11 protein-coding genes and 1 tRNA gene are annotated in these 23820 nt (G+C 55.8%); 10 read left to right on the forward strand and 2 right to left on the reverse strand.

The window, feature by feature from the left end; genetic code table 11:
* Positions 1-10 precede the first annotated feature (10 nt).
* The gene (locus AB8A38_RS05335) at positions 11-361 is read right to left on the reverse strand and encodes a hypothetical protein (protein WP_439085244.1); all 351 of its coding nucleotides are present in this window, start codon (positions 359-361) and stop codon (positions 11-13) included.
* A gap of 167 nt (positions 362-528) precedes the next feature.
* Here AB8A38_RS05335 and AB8A38_RS05340 point away from each other — a divergent pair.
* Positions 529-618, forward strand: a tRNA-Ser gene (locus AB8A38_RS05340).
* Between the two features lie 74 nt (positions 619-692).
* On the opposite strand, the gene AB8A38_RS05345 is transcribed toward AB8A38_RS05340, so the two are convergent.
* The gene (locus AB8A38_RS05345; protein ID WP_439085245.1) at positions 693-1874 is read right to left on the reverse strand and encodes a hypothetical protein; all 1182 of its coding nucleotides are present in this window, start codon (positions 1872-1874) and stop codon (positions 693-695) included.
* Positions 1875-2066: 192 nt separating this feature from the next.
* Here AB8A38_RS05345 and AB8A38_RS05350 point away from each other — a divergent pair, with 192 nt between their 5' ends.
* From AB8A38_RS05350 to AB8A38_RS05390, 9 genes are all read left to right on the forward strand, one after another.
* Complete coding sequence (locus AB8A38_RS05350; protein ID WP_439085246.1) at positions 2067-4535, forward strand: dynamin family protein; 2469 nt, start codon at positions 2067-2069, stop codon at positions 4533-4535.
* Positions 4525-7248 carry a DEAD/DEAH box helicase gene (locus AB8A38_RS05355; protein WP_439085247.1) on the forward strand — a complete coding sequence of 908 codons (2724 nt, stop codon included), beginning with the start codon at positions 4525-4527 and terminating at the stop codon, positions 7246-7248. The genes AB8A38_RS05350 and AB8A38_RS05355 overlap by 11 nt, the downstream gene beginning before the upstream one ends.
* 34 nt (positions 7249-7282) lie before the next feature.
* Positions 7283-9439 carry a Z1 domain-containing protein gene (locus tag AB8A38_RS05360; protein WP_439085248.1) on the forward strand — a complete coding sequence of 719 codons (2157 nt, stop codon included), beginning with the start codon at positions 7283-7285 and terminating at the stop codon, positions 9437-9439.
* A 221-nt stretch (positions 9440-9660) separates the two neighbouring features.
* Positions 9661-13128, forward strand: a complete 3468-nt coding sequence (locus AB8A38_RS05365) for an AAA family ATPase (protein ID WP_439085249.1) — start codon at positions 9661-9663, stop codon at positions 13126-13128.
* 54 nt (positions 13129-13182) lie between these two features.
* Positions 13183-16257: a BPTD_3080 family restriction endonuclease gene (locus AB8A38_RS05370; RefSeq protein WP_439085251.1), complete on the forward strand. Its 3075-nt coding sequence runs from the start codon at positions 13183-13185 to the stop codon at positions 16255-16257.
* Positions 16258-16259: 2 nt separating this feature from the next.
* Positions 16260-19076 (forward strand): site-specific DNA-methyltransferase, encoded by a 2817-nt coding sequence (locus AB8A38_RS05375; RefSeq protein WP_439085252.1) that lies wholly within the window; start codon positions 16260-16262, stop codon positions 19074-19076.
* A complete protein-coding gene (locus AB8A38_RS05380; RefSeq protein ID WP_439085253.1) occupies positions 19076-19954 on the forward strand; it encodes an HNH endonuclease in 879 nt (292 codons plus the stop codon). The genes AB8A38_RS05375 and AB8A38_RS05380 overlap by 1 nt, the downstream gene beginning before the upstream one ends.
* A gap of 448 nt (positions 19955-20402) precedes the next feature.
* Positions 20403-21689, forward strand: coding sequence for a hypothetical protein (locus AB8A38_RS05385; RefSeq protein ID WP_439085254.1), 1287 nt, complete (start codon positions 20403-20405; stop codon positions 21687-21689).
* Positions 21689-23785, forward strand: coding sequence for a 3'-5' exonuclease (locus tag AB8A38_RS05390; RefSeq protein ID WP_439085255.1), 2097 nt, complete (start codon positions 21689-21691; stop codon positions 23783-23785). The genes AB8A38_RS05385 and AB8A38_RS05390 overlap by 1 nt, the downstream gene beginning before the upstream one ends.
* Positions 23786-23820 lie beyond the last annotated feature (35 nt).

Here is a 23820-nt window from a genome sequence, read left to right on the forward strand (position 1 = left end):
CCGCTGGCCGCTAGTCCTTCTTGGTGGAACTCTTTTTGGTGGCGGTCTTTTTGGCAGCGCCCTTGGCCGCCTCTGCCTTGGCCGGCTTTTCTTTAGGTGCCTTGATCTTTGCAGGTTTGGCTTCGGCAACCGGAGCTTCGACCGGCGCCACATCCGCAGCCTGAGGCCCTGACCCCTGCGTCTCGACCGCCAGAACCTCGATAGCCGGCTTCCCGGCAGCCCCCTTCTTCGCCGCAGGCGCGGGCTTGCTCTCCGCGAGCGCGGCGGCCTTGCTGGCCTCCTTGATCAGCCGCTGCGCGGCTTCGAATTTGGCCTCGCGCATCGCACGCAAGGCGTCGGCGCGCGGTGTCGGGTTTGCCATGATGGTCTCCGTCCTCAGAATCGTCAGGCTTTGCTTAGCACGCCCGGCGCCCGGCACCGACCGGCCCAAGGGAATCCCCGCACCGATGATTTCAGCCCCGGACAGCCGCCCCGCCGCAATCCTCTCTTTCCCTCGGCAGGCCGCTTTGCTAAGCGCTGTCCCACGACGGAAAGGTGGCCGAGTGGTTTAAGGCAGCGGTCTTGAAAACCGCCGTGCCTGCAAGGGTACCGTGGGTTCGAATCCCACCCTTTCCGCCAATCGCCATTACAACCTATTGAAATAACAACATTATTACAATCTGTTGTCCACCACCCCACATATTACCCCACGTTTATTTGTTGTCGTCACTTTTGTCCAAAGTGTTGAGAAAACGGGCGGTTCTCACGGGATCGATGCGATCGGCCTGCGCAAGTGCCCAATTCGCCCAGCGTTCAGTCTCCGCCACTGAAATCGAGTTGGTGTCGCCCATTACGATGCTCTTCACCGCCTCAACATAGGCACGAATGTCCATCGACTGTCGCAGCGAGGCAGCCTCATTGAGTAGACGATCAATTTTTGCCTGTTCGAGCTGTTGCTGCCGCTCTCGCTCTTCGTGCTCAATCTGCAGTTGACGATTCCGACGGTCCTGTTCGATCTGGGCCTTGCGGCTCACCCGCCATTCAAATTGCCTGATACAGCTTTCTCGGTAGCTGACCTCAGCTGAGGTGACGACCTCAATTGCCATCTCCTGAATGAGGCTCTCCAGGCGACCCCGCTCATCGTCCTGCCAGGCCGCCCGCTCCTGTTCACCGCCGTATCCGACCAGGATGGCAAAGCGCAGCGGGTCCGATCGGCCGGCGCCCTTACCCACGTCTTTGCCGCGTCCCTTGGGCGGCCGGTCGAGCGAAACGGCGAGATTGGTCTGATGGATGGCAATGAGGACGTCGCGGGCCTCGCGGCCCCTCACCTCCGCTTTACCACCACATCTGGCTACTGCCAGGAAGAGCGTGTTGAGAAGCCGCAACCGACGCTGCTCCAACGGACTATCGAAAAGCGGGGTTTCCCAGGAGAAGGTGTAGGTGCTGGCCGCCTGCTTCTGCCGACGGACGTCATCCTGCGCAATTAGCCGCGCGATGGCCGGATGCGGTGCGGAAAGCGCCTTGGGGACGCTAACCCTGCCGATGATCTTTCTGGCACGGTCGCGAACCAGCGCGAGGTCTTCTGGAAATGAAGGCGGCTCCGGAAGCGGGCCGAGAATCTCCTCTTCGGTAAGCTGGCCGTAGCCGTAGCGATTGCGGCCACCAACGACGATCTGATCATCCATTCCGGCAGCCCTGACCGGCAACGAAACCTGGGTAGTCGGCTTGCCCGCCTGGCGTCTCGCCCAATAGCCCCGCTCCGGGACCGGGATATCGAATTTCGCGCAGGTCTTTTTCAGGCCGACGTCGGAAATGCCGAATTGTGGGGCGAGCGAGCCCAAAGGCATCGACCAGACAGCGTCGTAAAGCTCGGTTCGTTTCATTCTTTTGGGCATCACCGGCACCGCTCAAAGCAACTCTAATTAACTCAAGCCCGATTGTTGGCGGGGCTTTTGCAAGCCGTGATTGCGACGCTGCCCGAATAGTGCCATCTTTCGCTATGGACTGCCAGAATCGTCGTCGTTAGCGATGGGCGACGGCAACAAAACAGCAGACAAGCTGTCTCGTGATTTTGGGGTGGGGCGTTATTGAGTATTCAGTTGGGGAATGCGACTGGCGGGCCGAACGGTGTCGCTGTCGAGAAACAAAAACAGGAAGCCGCGGAGTTGATCCGTCGGTATCGATCAGACATTCGTCCTTTTTTCGAACAGCACGCCGGCGAGCAACTTGCGGCGCTAGATAATGACGCGGAACGGATCGATCGACTCCTACATCTGCCCTACACGGTCACTGCTTGCTTTTTGGGTCACTCGGGCATCGGGAAAAGTACTCTTCTCAATGCCCTGGCGGCCGGGCGAGACCATATCTTGCCGTCTGGTGGCATCGGTCCGCTCACAGCCCTCGCAACGGAAGTTAAATATAGCGCTACTCCTCAATTCTCAGTCCGCTATCACAAGCGCGCCAAGCTCTGGCAGCTCGTATTTGGACTTGAGCGGTCTCATCAATCGACCATAGGCGATCACGGTTCGGCAGTGCCCGTGGGAGAGCTGGATGAGGAGTTACAGAGTGACGTCCAGACCGAGCTCGATGCCGACGCAGAGGGCGATAAATCCGAATCCCGTGCTTCGAGCCTGGTCAAGCAAGCCCAACAAATCGTTACGGGCGATCAATTCAAGACGCGGGGCATTCCCTATCTGATCGATGCCCTGAGAACCGCTTGCGGCTATAAACCACAATGGGCGACCGACTTTACGTCCGACGACGCCGATCGAATCCGACGGGTGCAGAACGCGCTCGAGCTGGCCGAGACCGGCAGACCCTATGAACGTTCCGCTCAGGATGGAAAGCCATTTCAGTCCGAACTATGGGACCACGCAGCTGGCTTCCTCGCTCCTCTCGTGGAGCAGGTTGAAGTTGGGTGGCCCTCGGACCTCCTGAATGCCGGTGTCATCCTTGTGGACTTGCCAGGCGTAGGCATCGCCCGAGATTCGTATCGCCAGATCACTCAAAAATTCATTCGTGATAAAGCGCGTGCGGTCATTTTGACCGTTGATCGAGCAGGCCCTACGGGCGAAACAGTCGAGCTCTTACGATCGAGTGGTTATTGGGATCGTCTCGTCGGCGCAGCCGACGATCCGAACAGCGATCCTTGCAAGCTTGTGATTGCGGTTACTAAGGTCGATGACGTTGCATCGGAAGAATATCGCAACACTCAAGATGTTTCGCCGCGTCCGAAGCGGAGAGATATCTACGCTCGGCTGGTCGCTGACTTTAAATTGCGAATGAAGGCGCAAATCACAGAGCAGCTGGCAAGTTTGACCGGCTCGACGAATCAAGCCCTCGAACAAGCCCGTTCAAAAGCGCGGGAAACGCTCTTGAGCGATCTCGAAATTCATCCGGTCTCTGCCCCCGAATACCGAAAGCTGCTGTTGGATGATGACGAGGATCGAGCATTTCTCCGTTCTGATCAAGAAACCGGAATACCCGATTTGCGGGCTCGACTGGAAGGGATAGCTCAAACTGAGCGGTGGGCACTTTACAATAGCATCAATGGTGTTGCGGATCGTCTCCGCGAAGCCATTAGCGGAGAATTGAAGCGACTTGAAACGTTATGGACGGACCGAGCCCGTGCGGCCGCAATAACGGAAGCTCTTGAAAAGGAACTCCAGGATTTCGTCCAAGAGAAAAGGAGGGAGCGCGACCTTCGGGTTGGCGCATTTCGGGAGTTCCTTGAAACCACCTCCCAAACCCAAATTAAGTATCTTGTTGCAGAAGCCAGAGATGCCGCCGAACAAGACGTAAGGGTTTTTCTCAGAAGACTAAAGACCGCCCACTGGGCAACCCTGCGGGCTGCGGTACGTCGTGGCGGAGCGTTTATTGGGACGCGCCCAATAAATCTGCCTGAGGATATTGCCGGTCGATTTCAGGAGCCGATGGCTGGCGTTTGGAGTACCAAGCTTCTTACGGAAGTTAGAAAGCGCACAGCTCAGTTCGCCAGCGACGAAGTGAAAATCGTCGAAGAGTTCTGCGAATGGGCGAACAGCAAGACCGCGAACTCCCAGGCCGAAGAACTAAATCAACTGAAGCAGCGAATTGCGCGTAACGCGGCTCAGATGACGCAGGCAGGCAAGGAAGCGGTCGGGGATCTGCGCCAACTTGTTAAGACTAGGATTATGGACGTTGTTCGGCCGCCCATTAAGAGAGAATGTGAGAAGTTCGTTGCGAACGGCGACGACATCGGGCGGGGTGTCAAAGATCGTATCCTGAACTTGTTCGAGGAACTCGCAAGGCAGGCAACCAAGTCAGCCGAAAAGCCCGCGGTAAGAATACTCGAAGACAATTTCGCGATCGTTCGATCAGATATCAAATCTGCTTTTGACGGACTAGGAGATCCACTGATCCAAACGGCAGACTTGATACTACAGCGTGAAAAACAAGAGATCGAACAAAAGAGTGAAAGAGAAAGAGAGGCGATCCTAACGAAACTCGCATCCCTAATGCGCTCCCTACCCCAATCTGGCAATGCCGGCCAATCTGCCGACGCCCATGCGCAGTAGCCAGCTTCTAGCAACTTACAACGGGCAACTCCGCGGCGTTATCCGAGAAATCGACGATTTTGGATTTAAAGCCTTTGACCTCGCTGCTCCTCCCCGGAGGCTGCTTGGCTCCGATAGCGCTGTCCCGTTGGTCGAGTCGGGAGTAGATGGGCGACGTGTAGAGTCCGTTCTCTCGCCCGCCGAGTTATTGTTGGCGGGTCCAAAAGAAGAAAGCTGGCTCGGTCTCACGCAAAGAACATTGGCGCGGATGGTCGCCACTTTCCTTGCGGCCGAAGATCCCCAACGCCGTCTAGACGCCAGAAAAGCGGCGACCCTCATGCACCAGGTTAGCTTGGTGCAGCATGTCCTCGAGGACGCGAACCTTCGTCGCGTACTTATTGCAGACGAAGTCGGCCTCGGTAAGACAATTGAGGCGGGCCTCATCATCAAGCGTTTGACGGAGGAGCGACCGCTGTTGCGGATACTCTATCTTGCCCCTGCCCGCCTGGTCCAAAATGTTGCGTCAGAATTTCGGGACAAGCTTGACCTCGATGCGAGAATTTGGGTCGCAGGCTCCGCTTCGGACGCACGTTTGGGCACTGATCGCGTCATCGTCGCCAGCATTCACAAAGCGGTTTTTGGCGAAAATGCACGTCGAATAGTGGAAGCCGGCCCCTGGGACGTCCTCGTCGTAGACGAGTGCCATCATCTTTCCGATTGGGGAATTGGCGGCGGCAAGCCAACGCAATCATTTAGGCTCGTGGACCAGCTCTCGCAAAGCCTTCCCCCTGACGGCCGATTGATACTGATGAGCGGCACCCCCCATCAGGGCAGCGAAGCTCGCTTTAAGAATTTGCTTCGATTGTTGGCTGATGAAAAGCACGACATTCAATCGGCACGTGGGCGGGTCATTTTTCGTTCCAAAGATATGGTCCGCGATTGGAAGGGACGTCCGCTCTTTCCGGTAAGGCAAATCAGGGCGCCGACAGTTGTGCAGCTCGGTTCCGACTATAATGGTTGGTACAACAGTGTTGGCAATCTCTACGACGCTTCAATTGTGCCAGGAGCGCGCGGTCGGGCCGGAGGATGGGCGAAAGGTCAAGCGTTGCAATGGGCCGCGTCGAGCGTCCAAGCGGGTCTCGGATTTCTGGTTCGTCTAGCGATACGGCGCCTCACTTGGGATTTGGCTAGCCCAATTCTCCAATCAGCAATTGCAGCGCTCAGGCCGTATCGTGGTGGCGCGATCAACGAATCTTTGGATTCGCTTTATCTCCGCCTGCGAAAGCAGATAGGCATTTCGAAGGAGGAGGATCCCCTTGACGATGAGGAGGAGCCCGCCACTGACGACTGGATCCCGAATAGCGCGGCTCTCGAGGAACTCTTGAAGCAGGGAGTCGAACTACTTCGAAGCTCTGCTGCAAATGAAAAGTGGAACGCTGTCGCGTCGATCATTGACCAATCCGAAGGCGAAAAGATCGTTCTGTTTGCCCAACCAGTTGAAACGATTGCCGTTGTCGCTGATTTCTTAAGACAGCGGTACGGCGAGAATCCGAGCGTCATTATAGGCGACCAATCGGATGAAGAGCGCCGCCGGCAGGTAGCATCTTTCCAATCCGACAATGGACCGCGATTTTTGGTTTCATCCCGTGCAGGCGGCGAAGGGCTCAATATGCAGAGAGCCCGACGCCTTATCCATCTGGATGTCCCCTGGAATCCGATGGAGCTCGAACAACGCATCGGCCGCGTTCATCGCTTCGGATCGAGAAAAACCATTTTGGTTGACACCGTGGTGGCCTCCGGCAGTCGTGAAATGGAGATGTATCGGATCGCTCGAGATAAGCTTCACCTCATCGCGCGACAACTGGACCCCGAACAGTTCGAGACCCTGTTTAGTCGGGTGATGTCGCTCGTAGCACCAAAGGAACTTGAGGGGGTCATGACCGACCTAGGCGCAGGACCGGTCCCCGCTTCCGCCTCGGCCGAGATCGGTGAACTAGTCCAGAATGGATACAAAGCCTGGCAGACTTTCGACAAGGAATATCGTGCTAACGCCGACAAAATCCAAAATACAGGGGGCGGAGAAGCTTGCTGGGCTGATGTTGAGGCGTTCTTAACTCGGCAAACTGATGCATCACCGGGACCCCAGACGAGCTTGGTTAGCTTTGAGCAGGAGAATGATGAGATCGTTGCGCGGAGCCAGTTCATCGGTACACTCCGCTATAACAACCAATTGTACGTTTGCAGCGATAGCGGCGGATTACTTCCCGATCCGGTAAACGGCGAAATAGTTCATCAGTTAGGCCTCAACCTTCCAACGGTCGCGGCAACGATTCGCAGTGTATTTCTACCTGACCAGGTATGTGGAGCGGGATACCTCAATAGACCGAGCGGATTGGAGCGCGATTTCGGTACTTCGCGCTTCGGCATACTTTGTTTTCTTCGGCAAACTATTCGCTTTGAACAGGCGCGCGCAGCAGAAGAGAAGCTATCCCTCCATAGTTTTTTAATTACGCTGGAAGACGCTACGGAGTTAAGCCCCAGTGCTCAAGCCAGCTTAATCCGCGAGCTCGCGACTGCCGTGCGTGTCAAAGATCCAGTTTGCGGTGATATCGAGCCCATGATGACATCGTTTGAGCGCGATCTCGCTCTTCGGCTTCGTACACCTTCGGAAGCAGACGTAGCTAACCGTGTTCGGCACGTTGTGTGGCCGGTCGGTGCGCTGGTGGTCGTCTAAGCTCCCAAACGGCTAAACCGAAAGCGATCATCTAATGTCAACGTTCTATTCAAGACTTAGGGCTCATCGACAAGACAACGATGAACTTGCTGCCTGCGTTGAGCGCGTCATCAACCAATTGGATGAAACGCGAACGACCTCCGATCGTCCCGGAATGCTCCTAGGCAAAATTCAATCAGGAAAGACGCGCGGTTTCCTGGGAGTCATCGCGCGCGCATTCGACCGCGGCTATGATATCGCCATTGTTTTGACCAAGGGGACCAAGACTCTATCCGCCCAGACAGTCGCCCGCATTACGTCAGATTTCGCAGACTTTGTGAATGATGACGAAGTCGCGGTTTTCGACATCATGAAGATGCCGCCCCGGCTCACGAAATCAGAGCGAACCCGAAAGATAATCATCGTCGCAAAGAAGCAAGCGCAAAATCTTTCGCGACTATTGGCGCTTTTTGCAGAGACTTACCCCGATCTGAGGGATCGCAGAACGCTGCTTATTGATGACGAGGCGGATCTAGCAAGTGTCCGGTTTGTTAAAAACAAAGAAACCGATGAGGTAGAACAGGGACGGATTGCGGAAAAAATGGATGCGCTACGGCGTGTGACGAAGCAAATCGCATTCCTTCAAGTGACCGCAACGCCTTACGCACTTTACTTGCAACCTGATGAGTATGAGACAAGCGAAGGACAGAACTTTGTCTTTTTGCCAAAGCGGCCAGCATTCACAGAATTGCTGCCCATCCACTCGGGCTATGTGGGCGGAAGCGACTTTTTTGGTGACTTCGAGGATATGGACCCCCGGGCCTACATCTACGTGGAAGTAACCATTGAGGAGCAGGATATTCTTCGGCACCAGGACGGCCGTTCTGCACGCGATGACCGATTGCTGACAGGAAATTCGCTAACCCGCTTGCGGTTGGCGATACTCACATTCTTAATTTCAGTATGCGTGCGGAGATGGCAGCAAAAGGATGCCGGCGAAAGATTGAAGAAGTATGCGCTGATCATCCACAACGACACGCGCAAGCAGGCACATGCGTGGCAGATTGAAGTGGTCCAAAAGCTTCAGGATACATTCGCTCAAGCCGCGAAGTCGAAACTTCCAGCACTCCTCGAACAGTTTCGAGATAGCTATCTGGACATCAGTCGTTCCGTCTCTGCGGATCATGGCCGCCTGCCTTCGTTAGAGGCAACGTTCGACATGATGTGCGACGCGCTAGAGAGCGAAGAAGTGGTTCTCATACCGGTCAATTCGGATACCGATGTTGCCGCCCTTCTTGACGACAAGGCAGAGCTAAGACTTCGAACCGCATTCAATGTATTTGTCGGTGGAAATATTCTGGATCGCGGCATCACGATCCCCAACATGATTGGGTTTTATTACGGTCGAAACCCGCGACGTATGCAAGCCGACACGGTCTTGCAACATTCCCGCATGTACGGGGCCCGGGACCGTCGGGATCTGGCGGTAACGAGATTCTATACGTCCCGGCCGGTTTATGATCGGTTACGACGGATCGATGAACTTGAGGTCGCTTTACGGGAGGCGTTCGAGAAAGGGGCTCACGACCGGGGCGTGGCGTTTATTTCGCGGGATGAAACGAACTCAGTGATCCCGTGCGCACCCAACAAACTAATGCTTTCGGACGTGATTGCCGTTCGGCCTGGAGGCCGCCTTCTCCCTGTTGGCTTTCAATCGAAAGCGAAGACGCACATTCAAGCGACCATTGGGCGGATCGACGGGATCATCGGAGCGGAATGGTTCAACACTGAGCGACCGCATCAGATACCCATTTCCACCGTCAATTTGCTGATCGATCTCGTCGAGCAAAGCCTGGACATCAGCAGCATAGCTTGGGACTGGAGAGGATTCCGCGCTGCATTCGAATATTTCTCAAAAACCAGTTCAACAAAGGAGGATGTCGGGAGCAGCTGGCTCCTGGCGGTAACCGGCCGTTCTATTATTCGTATTCGTGAAGGCGGCCGGTTTTCGAACGCCCCCGACACGAAGCAACAACGCGATATCGGGGAGGCTTACGCTCGCACACTGCCGATGTTGATGATGTTTCGGATGGACGGAAGCAAGGGCAATGGTTGGGGCGGTTATCCCTTTTGGTGGCCAGTTCTGGTCGCGCCGCATGATGCCGCACCCGTTGTCTATGCTTCCGTTGACGCAGTTGATGGTGGCGAATGACACAGTATCCACTTCGTCACCTTTCGGTCCGCGTTCCGTGGCACGACGCCGGATGGGCGGGTGTTGTGTGTAATGCGCCACAACTAAACGGTGCCTGTGCAAAATTGAAGCGCATTGCTGGCTCCAAGAAGGACGCCGCCGAGATACCCGTAGCAGGGCGGAGACTCGATGAGATCGCAAGTGCACAGTGGCCTCCCTGTGTTGACGAGCGTGCCACGTTCATGGCGCCATTTGAGATGGAGCAGGTAAAGCGTCACGCCCTGGCAGAAAATAGTCCCCAGCATTACGGTCACTTTCGGCCGACGCCTCAGCGGTATCCGGCTTATTCCGCGGGCGTCGTTCCCTTCTTTTGGATGATGAAAACCAATTTGGATGCGCTAGAGTCGGAGCTTGAACTTGGTGTGGACGTTTCGCGGGAGCCAGAGCTCGGCTACGAGTCCCAGTGGGTGCACGAGGCAAAAAATCAAACAGCATTGCTCGAAGGATTTGCGGCCCACCTGCGCGGTGACGATTCTATTTGTCTGTTTTACGCCAAGCACGTTCCGTTCATTGAAGGGACTGGACGGATTCTTGTAGGCGCGGGGCGCATTAAGGAGATCGGTCCGCTAACGGAATATAACCGCAGCGGCGACGGAATGCGCGGCATGCTGTGGGAGCGGCCGATCCAGCACTCGATCAGACCAAAGGGACAGGACGGGTTCCTGATGCCCTATTTGGAGCTTTTGCGGCTCGCTGAAGCAGATCCTTCCATTGATCACTCATTGTACACTGCTAACGCACCAGCCGAACATTGGAATGAGTTTTCCTACGGGAGTGAACTAGTCACACATGATGGGGCTATCTCGGCGCTTCTTTCGATGGAGCTGGCGCTCAATCGCATGGAACGGGACCTCGGGATTGCGACCGGCTGGCAACGGCAGTGGGTTCACGATGAGCTTGTGCGACTTTGGAAAGTACGAGGCCCCTTCCCCGGCCTCGGGGCCGTTTTACGCGCGTTCGGTCTCTCACGTGGGCTCTTTGTTGCTCACGCATTGCAGCAAATAGCGGGAGACAACTGTGATCCGTGGCCTTTTGTAAGTAAGGCGTTTAGTGATCCAACAGGTACGTTGCCAAAAGACCTCCGCTTGGACATTCAGGAGTTGGCACCTACCTGGAATGGTATGTCGGCCCAACGCCGCGCACTGCTCCGATTGTTGAGTCGATTCGAGCTTACCGTGGAGCAAGCCCAACATTTGTATGATGACGACACCCGACGGAAGCAGGGTTGGTTCGCTACTGACAAGGAGCTGCTCGAAAATCCGTATCGGATATATGAATGCAGTCGAAGTGATCCCGATGGCGTTCAGCTTATGGCGGTTGATCGAGGTGTCTTTCCAGAAGACACAGTGCGGCTTTTGCACCCGCTCGATGCACCGACACGATTGGAGTCCGCGATTGACGTACGTCGCGTTCGAGCTTTCGCTGTACATGCTTTGGAAGAAGCTGCCACAGAAGGCCATACGCTACATTTTTCTGGGAGCCTCGCCGAAGCTATACGCGAAACTGCTGTTTCGCCGGAGTGTCCTGTTACCACGGACATACTCCGTGGCGGAGCGGCTGCTATGGACTCCGAGGTCGTTTCGATTGAGCTGGGCGGGCAGCTTGCCTTACAGCTCCAAAGGTATCGGGCGATTGGCGAGATTATTCGGAAGCAGGTCAATGGCCGAGTGAGCGGTCAGCGCCATAAGGTTGAGAGCAATTGGTCTGCTCTTCTCGCGGAAAAATTTGGTGGATCAATAGACCCAGATGAACTCCGCGCCCGGCACGAAAAGGCTCTCGCGCTGGCCGAACTAGCTGAATCGCGATTTACAGTTCTCGCAGGGCCGGCCGGCGCCGGAAAGACCTCCGTGCTCGGAGTTCTCTGCGCCCAGCCAGAAATTGAGCGGGACGGCCTTTTGCTTTTGGCGCCCACTGGGAAAGCGCGAGTGCGGATGCAACAACTCGCTGCGGGAACCGGGACACTTGCGCTTACCATCGCGCAATTTCTCCATCGAAATGGTCGGTATGAGGGTCGCTCTGGCGCATACCATCTAAGTGACCGGCCCAAGGCATCTGGCTTCGGGACTGTGATTGTGGACGAAGCTTCGATGCTGACTGAGGATATGCTCGGCGCATTGCTCGATGCATTGCAGGGCGTCAAGAGGCTTATCCTAGTAGGCGATCCTGCCCAATTGCCCCCGATTGGCGCCGGTCGTCCGTTTGTTGATATTATCGCGCAACTGAGACCGTCTGACTACGAGAACCGCTTTCCCCGCGTTGCGGCAGGATATGCCGAACTGACCATCGAACGTCGCCAGATTGGCTCAGAGCGTCCAGATTTACGCTTGGCCCGCTGGTTTAGCTCGACGCCGCCATCAGGTGGTGACGACGATATTTTCTGCGTGAACAATGAGGCGCACTCCACGCTTCGCTTTGTTTCTTGGCAGAAGTCCGAGGACTTCCAGGAAAAGCTGATCGACGTCATTACCCAAGAATTGGCGTTGGCGGGTGCGAACGATCAACGCGGATTCAATCAGGCGCTGGGCGCAACACCGACCGGGGAATACGATTACTTCAATGCCACCCGCAATGGAAAGGAGGGCGCGGTAAAGTCAGTGGAAGCATGGCAGATCCTGAGCCCTCTCCGCGGTATGCCGTTCGGCGTAGGTGATATCAATCGTCAACTCCACGAACGTTTCCGCGTTGGATTTGTCGAACTTGCGTCAAGGCACCGGCGATCGATTCCAAAGCCAATGGGGGCCGAGCGCATCGTATACGGCGACAAAGTCATCAACCTGGGCAATCACCGCCGGGATGGACGCAAAGTCTATCCGCAGGAAGGTGCGCTCGGATATCTCGCCAACGGCGAGACAGGAATTATCGTTGGACAGTGGAAGTCCAATGGATTTCCGAAAATTCTGAAAGTTGAGTTTTCGTCGCAAGTCGGATTTACCTACGACTTCTATGGAAATGACTTTCGTGAGGAAGGAGACGCAGCACTTGAGCTCGCATATGCGCTCACTGTCCACAAGGCACAGGGCAGTCAGTTCGGCCTTGTGATCGTGGTGCTGCCCGAAGATCATCCGATACTGTCGCGAGAGCTAATTTATACGGCCCTGACACGCCATCAAAATCGGGTCGTGGTGATGCATCAGGGGCAGTTGAGCCATCTAAAGGCGTTTACCTCGCCCAATCGAAGTGAAACGGCGCGCCGGCGCACAAATTTGTTGGCCGATTGCCAAATGCTGGAATTTCCTCTGCCCAAGGGCAGTGTCTTTATGCAGCAGGGTCTCATCCATCGGACGAGTAAGGGACTAGCGGTACGTTCCAAGTCCGAGCTCATCCTGGCGGAGGCATTCCTATCGGCGGGCGTGTCATTTGAGTATGAGAAGCCGCTCACTCTTGGCGGGAAGACCCGCTATCCCGACTTCACAATCGAAGACGAGATTTCCGGCCGGACGTTCTATTGGGAGCATTTGGGTATGCTTGCCCGTGAAGACTACCGTCAAAGTTGGGAGAAAAAGCTGGCTTGGTATCGCGCAAACGGCGTCCTTCCTCTAGGTGAAGCAAAATCAGGAGCCCCTGTATTGGTGACAACGACCGACTCAGTCGAGAGTGGGCTCGACCTGATGCAGGTTAAGAAGATCATCGCAACAGTCTGTGGTGTTTAGAATGGTCGCTTAGCGACCGCCCTTGCCGTTCCGCCCGCCTCATGAGATGGACCCATGTCTGAGCCATTCTTCGACCACCCCATTCTAAACTCGCCCTACGCCTACCCCGTTAGGCACTGGGAGCTCGACGATTCAGGCCAGCCAACGCAGAAAGTCATTGAGACCCGGCGCAGGGCAAAATTCATCACGCCGATCCCGAAGCCCAAGAAGCGGACGGCCGCTTCGCAGAAGGGCTTTGTGTTTGATGAAGGCAAGGGGCTCTCGACCAAGGAACAGCAATACGACCCGACTTCGATCATTAACGAGGTTCGTGGATATGTTGACACATGGCGGACCCTTCCCAATCCGAACCAATGGCAAGTCACACCTGAGACAGCGCGTTTATTGCAGCATTGGCGATCGGACAAATTTGGCGATGTCCGTCCTTTCTTCTGTCAGGTGGAAGCAGCCGAAACGGCCATTTGGCTGACCGAAGTTGCGCCTCAGTCCACGGTCGGCAAACGGATCCTCGAAAATCTAGCGGCGGCCAACAAGGACGCCAATCCTCAGTTGATGCGTCTTGCGCTCAAACTTGCGACGGGCGCCGGCAAGACCACGGTGATGGCGATGTTGATCGCGTGGCAAACGATTAATGCGGTGCGTCGGCCGGGCAGCAAGCATTTTACGCGAGGCTTCTTGATCTGTGCGCCCGGCCTGACGATCAAGGATCGGCTGCGGGTTCTCCAACCGAACGATCCCGACAGCTATTATGCAAGCCGCGAGCTGGTTCCCGGCGACATGCTCGACGACGTCAATCGTGCCAAGATCGTCATCACCAATTATCATGCTTTCAAACTTCGGGAGCGCATCGACCTGTCGAAGGGCGGCCGCCAGCTGCTTCAAGGACGTCTTGGCGACGAATTGAACACGCAGGAAACCGAAGGCCAGATGCTTCAGCGTGTCATGCCGGACCTGATGGGCATGAAGAACATCCTCGCCATCAACGATGAGGCGCACCACTGCTATCGAGAGAAGCCAAAGGACGCCGATGACGAGGATCTGAAGGGCGATGACCGAAAAGAGGCGGAGAAGAACAACGAGGCTGCGCGGCTCTGGATTTCCGGGCTGGAAGCCGTCAATCGCAAGCTCGGCCTTAACAAGGTCATCGACCTGTCCGCGACCCCATTTTTTCTCCGCGGCTCCGGCTATGCCGAGGGCACGCTGTTTCCGTGGACGATGAGTGACTTCTCGCTGATGGACGCGATCGAATGCGGGATCGTCAAATTGCCCCGCGTTCCAGTGGCGGAGAACATTCCCGGCAACGAGATGCCGATGTTCCGCGACCTATGGGAGAACATCCGCAAGGACATGCCCAAGAAGGGGCGTGGCGGGGGCGAGGAGCTCGATCCGCTCAAGCTTCCGATCCGCTTGCAGACTGCCCTGGAAGCCCTCTACGGCCATTATGAGAAGACATTCGAGCTCTGGGAATGCAAGGGCATTAAGGTCCCTCCCTGCTTCATCGTTGTTTGCCAGAACACGGCGATCTCAAAACTGGTTTACGATTTCGTCTCCGGCTTCCACCGGAAGAATGATGACGGCTCGACGACCCTGCAAAATGGCCGCCACAAGCTTTTTCGCAATTTCGATGAAACCACCGGCAATCCCCTGCCCCGGCCGAACACGCTTCTGATCGACAGCGAGCAGCTCGAAGCCGGCGATGCCCTGGACGACAATTTCCGCGGGATGGCAGCTGACGAGATCGAGCGTTTCCGTCGCGAGATCGTCGAGCGCAGCGGCGACGCCCGCGCCGGCGACAATATCACCGACCAGGAATTGCTCCGCGAAGTGATGAATACGGTCGGTAAGCCCGGTCAGCTCGGCGGCTCGATTCGCTGTGTCGTCTCGGTGTCGATGCTCACCGAAGGATGGGATGCCAACACCGTCACCCACGTCCTGGGGATCCGCGCCTTCGGCACTCAGTTGCTGTGCGAGCAGGTGATCGGGCGCGCCCTGCGCCGCCAGTCTTACGATCTCAACGAAGAAGGTCTGTTCAATGTCGAATATGCCGACGTGTTCGGCATTCCCTTTGACTTTGCCGCGAAACCGACGATTGCGCCGCCGCAGCCGCCGCGCGAGACTGTGCAGGTCAAGGCGATACGTCCGGAGCGGGACGTCCTCGAAATCCGTTTTCCCCGGGTCGAAGGCTATCGTGTCGAATTACCCGAAGAGCGGTTGACGGCCGACTTCAACGACGACTCCATCCTGGTGCTAAGCCCGGACATCGTTGGGCCTTCGATCACACGCAATTCCGGCATCATCGGCGAGGGTGTCGACCTCAGCCTGAAGCACCTCGGCGACATGCGTCCTTCGTCCCTGGTCTTCAATGTTACCCAGCGCCTGCTTTATACGAAATGGCGCGATCCTGGCGAGGAGCCAAAACTCTATCTGTTCGGGCAGCTCAAGCGTATCACCAAGCAGTGGCTGGACACCTGCCTGGTCTGCAAGGGCGGCACCTACCCTGCCCAACTGATGTATCAGGAGCTGGCGGACATGGCCTGCAACCGCATCACCGCAGCGATCACAAGGCAATTCCTCGGCGAGCGGCCAATCAAGGCGCTACTCGACGCTTACAACCCGACCGGCTCCACAAGCCGGGTTAGGTTCAACACGTCGCGGACCGATCGTTGGGACACCAGCGGACCGCCGCCCAAGAACCAGGTCAATTGGGTCATCCTCGACAGCGATTGGGAGGCTGAATTCTGCCGCGTCGCCGAAGCCCATCCGAAGGTGACCGCCTATACCAAGAACCACAACCTTGGCCTGGAAGTGCCCTATCGCTATGGCTCAGGCATGCGAAAATATCTGCCGGATTTCATCGTGCTGGTCGATGACGGCCGCGGCCCCGCTGACCCGCTGCATTTGATCGTCGAAATCAAGGGTTATCGAGGCGAGGATGCCAAAGAGAAGAAGTCGACGATGGAAACCTATTGGGTGCCCGGCGTGAATCATCTTGGCAGCTTCGGCCGCTGGGCATTCGCTGAGTTTACCGACGTTTATGAAATCGAGTCCGATTTCGAGGCCAAGATCAAACGCGAGTTCGACAAGATGATTGCGTCCGCCATGGCGCAGTCGGCGACCAGGAGCAATTAGTCATGGCCAAGAAACCCGCAGCTTCAAAGTCCATCGAAGTGCTCAAGCACGACGAAGCCAAGAGGAAGAACATCCCGACGGCGGAGTTTCAATCCGTCCTCGAGAAAGAGCAGCAGAATCCGAAGAAGGTGCATTACCCCCGCAACACCGATCTCGATCCGCAACTGGTCTGGCGAGGCAAGGATGAGCAGGACTGGAGCGATCTGATCGTTCATGCCCCGCCACTCTATATCCAGGAAAAGGTCCATCCCAAATTTCTGATCAACGACCTGCTGCGCACCACCAGGGAGCGCGAGCATGAGGCCGGCGAGCAGACGCCGGACCTGTTCGCTGACTTCAACGGTATCCCGAAAGATGCCGACAAGACCGACTTCTACCAGCACGACCAGAACTGGTCGAACCGGATGATCCTCGGCGACTCGCTTCAGGTGATGGCGAGCCTAGCCGAACGCGAGGGGCTACGCGGCAAGGTCCAGTGCATCTATTTCGATCCGCCCTACGGGATCAAATTCAACAGCAATTTCCAATGGTCAACGTCCGACAAATCCGGCACAGGCACTGATGCGCGCGATAAGATTAGTCGTGAACCGGAGCAAGTCAGGGCGTTTCGCGACACATGGCGCGACGGCATCCATAGCTACCTCACATACCTTCGCGACCGACTCACCGTTTCGCGCGACCTCCTCAGTGATTCTGGTTCGATTTTTGTTCAAATTGGCGACGAAAACGTTCACATAGTCCGCGCAATCTTAGACGAAATTTTTGGAAGCAAGAATTTCGTCTGTATGATCACCGCTCAGAAGACAACAGGGGCGGGCAGCTTTGCAGGCGGCACAGATGTACTCGCGTCATTGAATGATTACGTACTTTGGTATTGCCGCTCCTTAGAGGCTGTAAAGTATCGCCAACTTTTCATTGAAAAGGCGATTGGAGGACTGGGCGCGACGCTTTACACCCAGGTTGCGCTGCCAGACGGCACCGTGCGTCCGATGTCGAAGTTGGAACGACGCGGGATAATCGACCTGCCTCCAGGAACCCGCCCATTTGGTGTAGATAATCTCACCAGCCAAACGACCCGTGTCGGTCAAACAACCGTTTTTCCAGTCGAAGTTAGTGGATCATCGTTTCTACCAAGAAGTGGTGGCTGGAAAACTAATCGCACAGGAATGGCTCGCCTACAGCTAGCAAACCGCATCGCGAAGGGGGGCAACTCGATTGGATATGTAAGGTATGTCGATGATTTTCCCGCATTCCCTTTGGCAAATAACTGGACGGACACCGTAGGTCAAAATCAATATGGCGGGGACAAAGTGTACGTCGTGCAGACCGCGACGAAGATCGTTGAGCGCTGTATCCTTATGGCCACCGACCCTGGAGACCTTGTACTCGATCCAACTTGTGGATCAGGCACAACGGCCATGGTCGCTGAACAGTGGGGGCGTCGCTGGATTACTGTAGACACCTCGCGTGTTGCGCTAGCCCTGGCTCGGGTTCGCATCATGGGGGCACGCTATCCATTTTACCTGCTGGCAGATTCTCGCGAAGGGCAATTGAAGGAAGGAGAAGTCACCCGTATCGCTCCAAGTTCGCAACCGGTGCATGGGAATATCCGGCAAGGCTTTGTGAATGATCGCATTCCTCACATCACGCTCAAAGCGATTGCTAACAACGCCGAGATCGACGTTATTTGGGAAAAATGGCAGGCTACGCTCGAACCGTTACGCGAAAATTTGAATGCGGCTCTACAAAAGAACTGGAAAGAGTGGGAAGTACCTCGCCAAGTGGACAACGCATGGCCCAAACTGATCAAGGATCTCCACACCGGCTGGTGGAACGGTCACATTGCTCGTCAGAAAGAGATCGACACCTCGATCGCTGCTAAGGCTGATTTCGAGCATCTTTATGACAAGCCTTATGAGGACAAGAAGAAGGTCCGCGTTGCCGGCCCCTTCACCGTCGAGAGCCTCAGCCCCCATCGAGTGCTCGGCGTCGATGAGAACGACGACTTGATCGACGGTTTTCGGGATGATGGCGCCGACTACAGCACCAAGAAGTCGTTTCCCGAAATGATCCTTGAAAACCTCAAGATCGCAGGCGTGCAGCAGGCGCACAAAGAGGATCGAATCTCCTTCACTGCGCTGGCGCCATGGCCCGGCGATCTGGTCTGCGCCGAAGGCCGCTATATGGAAGGCGACACCGAGAAGCGTGCTGCCATCTTCATTGGCCCCGAATTCGGCACCGTGCAGCGTGCCGACCTCGTTGCTGCCGCCCGCGAGGCCGGCGACGCGGCGTTCGACGTGCTGATCGCCTGTGCTTTCAACTACGAGGCCCACACCACAGAGTTCAGCAAGCTCGGCCGTATACCCGTGCTGAAAGCCCGGATGAACGCCGACCTCCACATGGCCAAAGACCTCAAGAATACCGGCAAGGGCAACTTGTTCGTCATCTTCGGCGAGCCGGACATCGACCTGATCAGCGAGGCCGACGGCAAGCTCCGGGTGAAGGTGAACGGCGTCGACGTCTTCAAGCCACAGACCGGCGAAGTCATCAGCGACGGCGCCGACGGCATCGCCTGTTGGTTTATCGACACCGACTACAACGAAGAAAGCTTCTTCGTCCGCCACGCCTACTTCCTCGGCGCGAACGATCCCTATAGCGCACTGAAGACGACCTTGAAGGCCGAGATCGACCCTGAAGCTTGGGCAACTCTTAATAGCGACACCTCACGTCCCTTTGACAAACCGAAGAAGGGCCGTATCGCGGTGAAGGTCATCAACCACCTCGGGGACGAGGTCATGAAGGTTTTTAAGGTGAGCTGATGCCTCCAAGGCCGGAAACGTTCGAAACTCTGAATATCGATATCCCAGAATGGAAGGGCCATAATCCTTTCTGCAAAGATAAAACTCCAAAATTCTACCAGGAGATCAAGGATACGGCTGAAGGAAAGACGGCGCGCACTTCTTTTTTTGAAAAGAACTTAGTCGGTTTGTACTGGGCGTTAGGTCGGCCGGTTCCTTATGCATTTCGCACGAAGGATGGCACGGTCAGGTCGCTGGATGCTGGATGCGTGAAGTTTCTTTTTAATCGTCGCAAGCCTGAACTGGAGCTAATCCGCGATGTGGAGGGCTACATAGTTGCAGTAAAACCCCTTGACCTCCTGCTAGACCGATTTAGGCCAGCACTTAACTCCGTGACTGCCCCTTACGCATCCGTGGCTGCAACACTGGACCTACCATTTGATATCTCAAGCCCAGCTGATGAACGCCGCCGTGTCTTGTCTGAGCAGGTCAGACGGGATGGAACAGCAGGGTTTCGTAACGCTGTGTATCACGCTTGGGCTGGTCGGTGTGCCATTTCGCGCGTAAGCGTCAGCCAGGTCCTAGAGGCCGCGCATATTTTTCCCTACCTCGGCAGCGCGACCAACGATCTTAGAAATGGAATTTTGTTGAAGAGTGATCTCCACATCCTGTTTGACGAACATCTTTTGTCTCTAGAGTATGTCGACGGAGCGTTGACGGTTCGTACGTCGAAGCGGTTGAGCGGCTCTCCTTACGCCAAATATCAAGATAAGGTTATTACGTTACCCCATGATCGAATCCATCGACCCGCTCCCGCGGTTATCCTGCAACACTTTGAGAACTTTCGGGAAGCCGAGGCAATTGGGGCGATCGAGACGCCCCCAAATCAGATCACATAGGGTCATTCGCACAAGAGCGATCGAAGTTGAGACGAGGAAAAGCAGTGGCACCACTTTCTAAGCAATTTGACGACGCGCTAGTTATGCGGCCAGTCTGCACCGCAACCAGGCTAGAAAAGGAAGCGGCATACCCTACCCCGCTCCCTCCTGCTCGACTATCTTTCCCGAGGTAAGCGTCACTGAAACTCACCCCACAGCTATACTCGTGGCACTAGGGAGGGATTCGTGGGTGTCTCACTTTAGAGAGCTCTCTACGGATCTGACGCTTGGCAGCAAGCCGGACCATGAAAGACGCGCTGATCTCTGCGATCTCGGCCCGAGAAGGCTTCGGGGGTCGCTGGAAACGAGACCTGATTGAAGACCGTTATTCCAGCGAGCAAGACCCTTCCGCCCATTGGCTTGCCCCCGTTCATTATTTTTGGCCGACGTAGCTATTGGAATTTTACCTATGCCGCTAACATCAACTGTTTTGTTCGGAGTGCCACAGCAGGAAATATCAAACCTATTGATGGATCGTATTATCAACTCTTCGACAACGAGTATCGTTAGCGGATTTGTGACGCCGGGTGGTCTGGCAGCTATATCAGGCCCTATCAAGACGCGCCCCCGATGCCTGAAGACCCTCGTTATCGGCGCAGCGACTTATCCCGGCTTTAGAGCCTTGGACGAACTGATTGCTGCCGGCGTGCCGGTAAACCACTTGCACGTTCACTTGGGACACAGTGCCGAAACGGGCGGAAGAAAAAATCCTTTTGCGCGCTACCATCCAATGTTGCACAGCAAAATCTACTACATGGAGTTTCGCGATGGGAAAGCATCAGCGTTTATCGGCTCGCACAATATGACTTCGTTCGCGTTGACGGGGCTCAACGGAGAAGCTGCGGTCATGCTGGAAGGTCCGACGAACTCGCCAGAATTTAGGAAGGTTCGGGACCACATCGACGCAGCTCGGAGCCAGGCCGTTACCTATTCCCCAGGGATGAAGGAGGCATATGCCTGGTGGGCGCGAGAATTTATCGACGGGTTGAGGGCAGAGATTCATCTTCCACAGGACTGGACCGTAATTCGGACCATTTTGCTTTTTGTAAGCGCGGCCAGATCGAACCGGCCTAAGCCTGGTGACCATATCTATTTCGAAATCCCCGCAGGCATCGAGCAGATCGAGTCGCTCAAGACAGAGACGCATTTGTTTCTTTTTGATAATCTGCCAAGTGATCCGTGGGAAGCCATCCATGATGCACGCTCTGCAGTGGCCCAATACAACTGCAAGACTCTTGGTGCCGAAAATAGACAGGGAAATCGCGAGCTCACTGCTCATTGGCGTATCGAGGCTACGCCAAATCCTGTTCTTAAGTCTGTTCCCTCTGCGATCTATCGCCCGAGAACACCAAACGGGATGCAGCAGGTGCGCGTCGAGGTAAGCGCCGCTAACGTTGAGGTATTCGAGTATCAATTCGAGCGCGAAGCGAAGGGGTGGGATCCGGACTATTCACACGACCATAAGGTTTTTCCATCTCAAGAGATTGAGAATGAGGTCGCTTTGCTGGAAGCGCAAGGTGATCCAAAATCGCCCCGTGCGTGGAAGCTGGTGAAGGGGCTCATCCCAAGACAAGGCTCAGCCAAGGAAAAGGATGAAGCGGCGCTCATGCTCGCGTCCCCCGATTCAGGCTCCTTTATCCTGGTGTCCCTTCGCAGACGCCGGAAAGACCTGTTTCCTCAAGAAAACGACTCCTGATGGATTTCCGCATCTCCTATACATTCACTGACAGTCTCGCTCGCCTGACGGGGGACGAGCAGAAGGCTGTCAAGACGACGGCGTTCGACTTGCAGATTAATCCTACAAATCCTGGGATGAGCTTCCACAAGCTAGACAAGGCGAAAGACAAGAATTTCTGGTCCGTGCGGGTCAACCGCGACATCAGACTGATCGTTCATAAGAGCGATTCGAGCCTCCTGCTCTGCTACGTGGGACATCATGATGTCGCCTATGACTGGGCGGAGCGCCGGAAACTGGAGACGCATCCCAAAACTGGCGCGGCGCAACTGGTGGAAATTCGTGAGACAGTCAAACAAGTCTTTGTCCCGGTTTACATGCAAACCGAGCCGGCGTTGGCCTCATCCGCAGAAAGGCAGCCTCTGTTTGCTGCCATCTCTGATGATGAATTACTCGGTTACGGCGTCCCGGCCGAGTGGCTCAATGACGTCCAGAAGGCTAATGTGGATACCCTCCTCGTCCTGACGGACCACCTGCCGGCCGAAGCCGCGGAAGCCCTGCTCGAACTTGCGACTGGTGGTAAGCCTCGCATGGTTCAGCCGGACGCAGCGGAGGTGGATCCTTTCGATCATCCCGATGCCCAGCGTCGCTTTCGGGTTATGACGAATGTGGAGGAGTTGCAGCGGGCTCTTGACTACCCGTGGGAAAAGTGGACTATTTTCTTACACCCAGAGCAGAAGCAGTGGGTGGAGCGCGGCTACGCCGGCGCCGTCCGGGTTTCCGGTTCCGCGGGTACCGGTAAGACCATTGTGGCGCTGCATCGTGCCGTGCATCTGGCGCGAACGAACTCTGACGGTCGCGTCCTGTTGACAACGTTATCGGACACGCTGGCGAACGCACTCCGTACGAAATTGAACCGACTTCTCGGCAACGACCCCCGGCTGGCGGAGCGAATTGACGTTCAATCTCTAAATGCCATAGGTCTTCGACTATATAAAGCGCACGTCGGTCCGGCCTCAATTGCTACGGCTGATGTCATTCGAGCGCTGTTGAAGGATGCAGCCATTGCCGTCGAGGGCCACAAATTTGGTCTGCACTTCATTCTCACAGAATGGAACCATGTTGTGGATGCGTGGCAGCTGGAGAGCTGGGAAGCGTACCGTGATGTAGCACGACTCGGGAGAAAGACTAGGCTTCCGGAAGCTCAAAGAAGGATACTGTGGTCGATCTACGATCGAGTTCGCGCAGACCTGAAATCCCGGAAATTAATCACGTTTGCGGGCCTGTTCACATCACTTGCAGCCGAGCTATCAAGGTCCAAGAAGGTGGTTTTCGACTTCGCTGTCGTGGATGAAGCGCAAGACATTGGCGTCGCTCACCTCCGATTCTTTGCCGCCCTTGGCGAAATGCGACCAAACGCCCTATTCTTCGCCGGCGATCTCGGCCAACGTATTTTCCAGCAACCGTTCTCATGGAAGGCTTTGGGGGTTGATATCCGCGGGCGTTCCCGGACGTTGCGGGTCAACTACCGCACCTCCCATCAAATCAGGGCTCAGGCGGATCGTCTGCTCGGACCTGCGGTCACCGATATCGACGGCAACAGTGAGGATCGCAGCGATACTGTCTCGGTGTTCAATGGTCCGCCGCCTACAATTGGCTCATTGGAGAGTGAAAGCGACGAGATCAAGACCGTAAGTGCCTGGATTGCAAACCTGGCAAAGGCCGGCGTCATGGCGCACGAATTTGGAGTATTCGTCCGTTCGGAATCCGAAATAGACCGGGCGAAAGCAGCTGCAACGGAAGCTGGCTTGCCGTCCAAGGTTCTCGATGAAAAGGTTGAGACTGCAAGCGGCTACCTGTCGATCTGCACTATGCACCTGGCTAAAGGTCTGGAGTTTCGAGCCGTTGTGGTGATGGCTTGCGACGATGAGATAATCCCGCTGCAAGAGCGCATCGAGGCAGTGGGTGACGACGCTGACCTTCAAGAAGTCTACGAAACCGAACGCCACCTGTTATACGTCGCCTGCACCCGCGCTCGGGACCATTTGCTAGTTTCGGGTGTCAGTCCAGTTTCGGAATTTTTGGATGATTTGCTTGCGAGACAACGGGCGAATTGAAGGTTACGGCAAGATCTGTAAACATCACATACCGA

Source organism: Tardiphaga sp. 839_C3_N1_4, from assembly GCF_051811045.1.
Taxonomy (GTDB): Bacteria; Pseudomonadota; Alphaproteobacteria; order Rhizobiales; family Xanthobacteraceae; genus Tardiphaga.

Bases quoted from the DNA above. Each gene is read 5' to 3' on its own strand.
- AB8A38_RS05335 (WP_439085244.1), bottom strand. From the start codon at position 361: ATGGCAAACCCGACACCGCGCGCCGACGCCTTGCGTGCGATGCGCGAG.
- AB8A38_RS05385 (WP_439085254.1), top strand. From the start codon at position 20,403: ATGCCGCTAACATCAACTGTTTTGTTCGGAGTGCCACAGCAGGAAATA.
- AB8A38_RS05345 (WP_439085245.1), bottom strand. From the start codon at position 1,874: ATGCCCAAAAGAATGAAACGAACCGAGCTTTACGACGCTGTCTGGTCG.
- AB8A38_RS05355 (WP_439085247.1), top strand. From the start codon at position 4,525: ATGCGCAGTAGCCAGCTTCTAGCAACTTACAACGGGCAACTCCGCGGC.
- AB8A38_RS05365 (WP_439085249.1), top strand. From the start codon at position 9,661: ATGGCGCCATTTGAGATGGAGCAGGTAAAGCGTCACGCCCTGGCAGAA.
- AB8A38_RS05375 (WP_439085252.1), top strand. From the start codon at position 16,260: ATGGCCAAGAAACCCGCAGCTTCAAAGTCCATCGAAGTGCTCAAGCAC.
- AB8A38_RS05360 (WP_439085248.1), top strand. From the start codon at position 7,283: ATGTCAACGTTCTATTCAAGACTTAGGGCTCATCGACAAGACAACGAT.
- AB8A38_RS05380 (WP_439085253.1), top strand. From the start codon at position 19,076: ATGCCTCCAAGGCCGGAAACGTTCGAAACTCTGAATATCGATATCCCA.
- AB8A38_RS05370 (WP_439085251.1), top strand. From the start codon at position 13,183: ATGTCTGAGCCATTCTTCGACCACCCCATTCTAAACTCGCCCTACGCC.
- AB8A38_RS05390 (WP_439085255.1), top strand. From the start codon at position 21,689: ATGGATTTCCGCATCTCCTATACATTCACTGACAGTCTCGCTCGCCTG.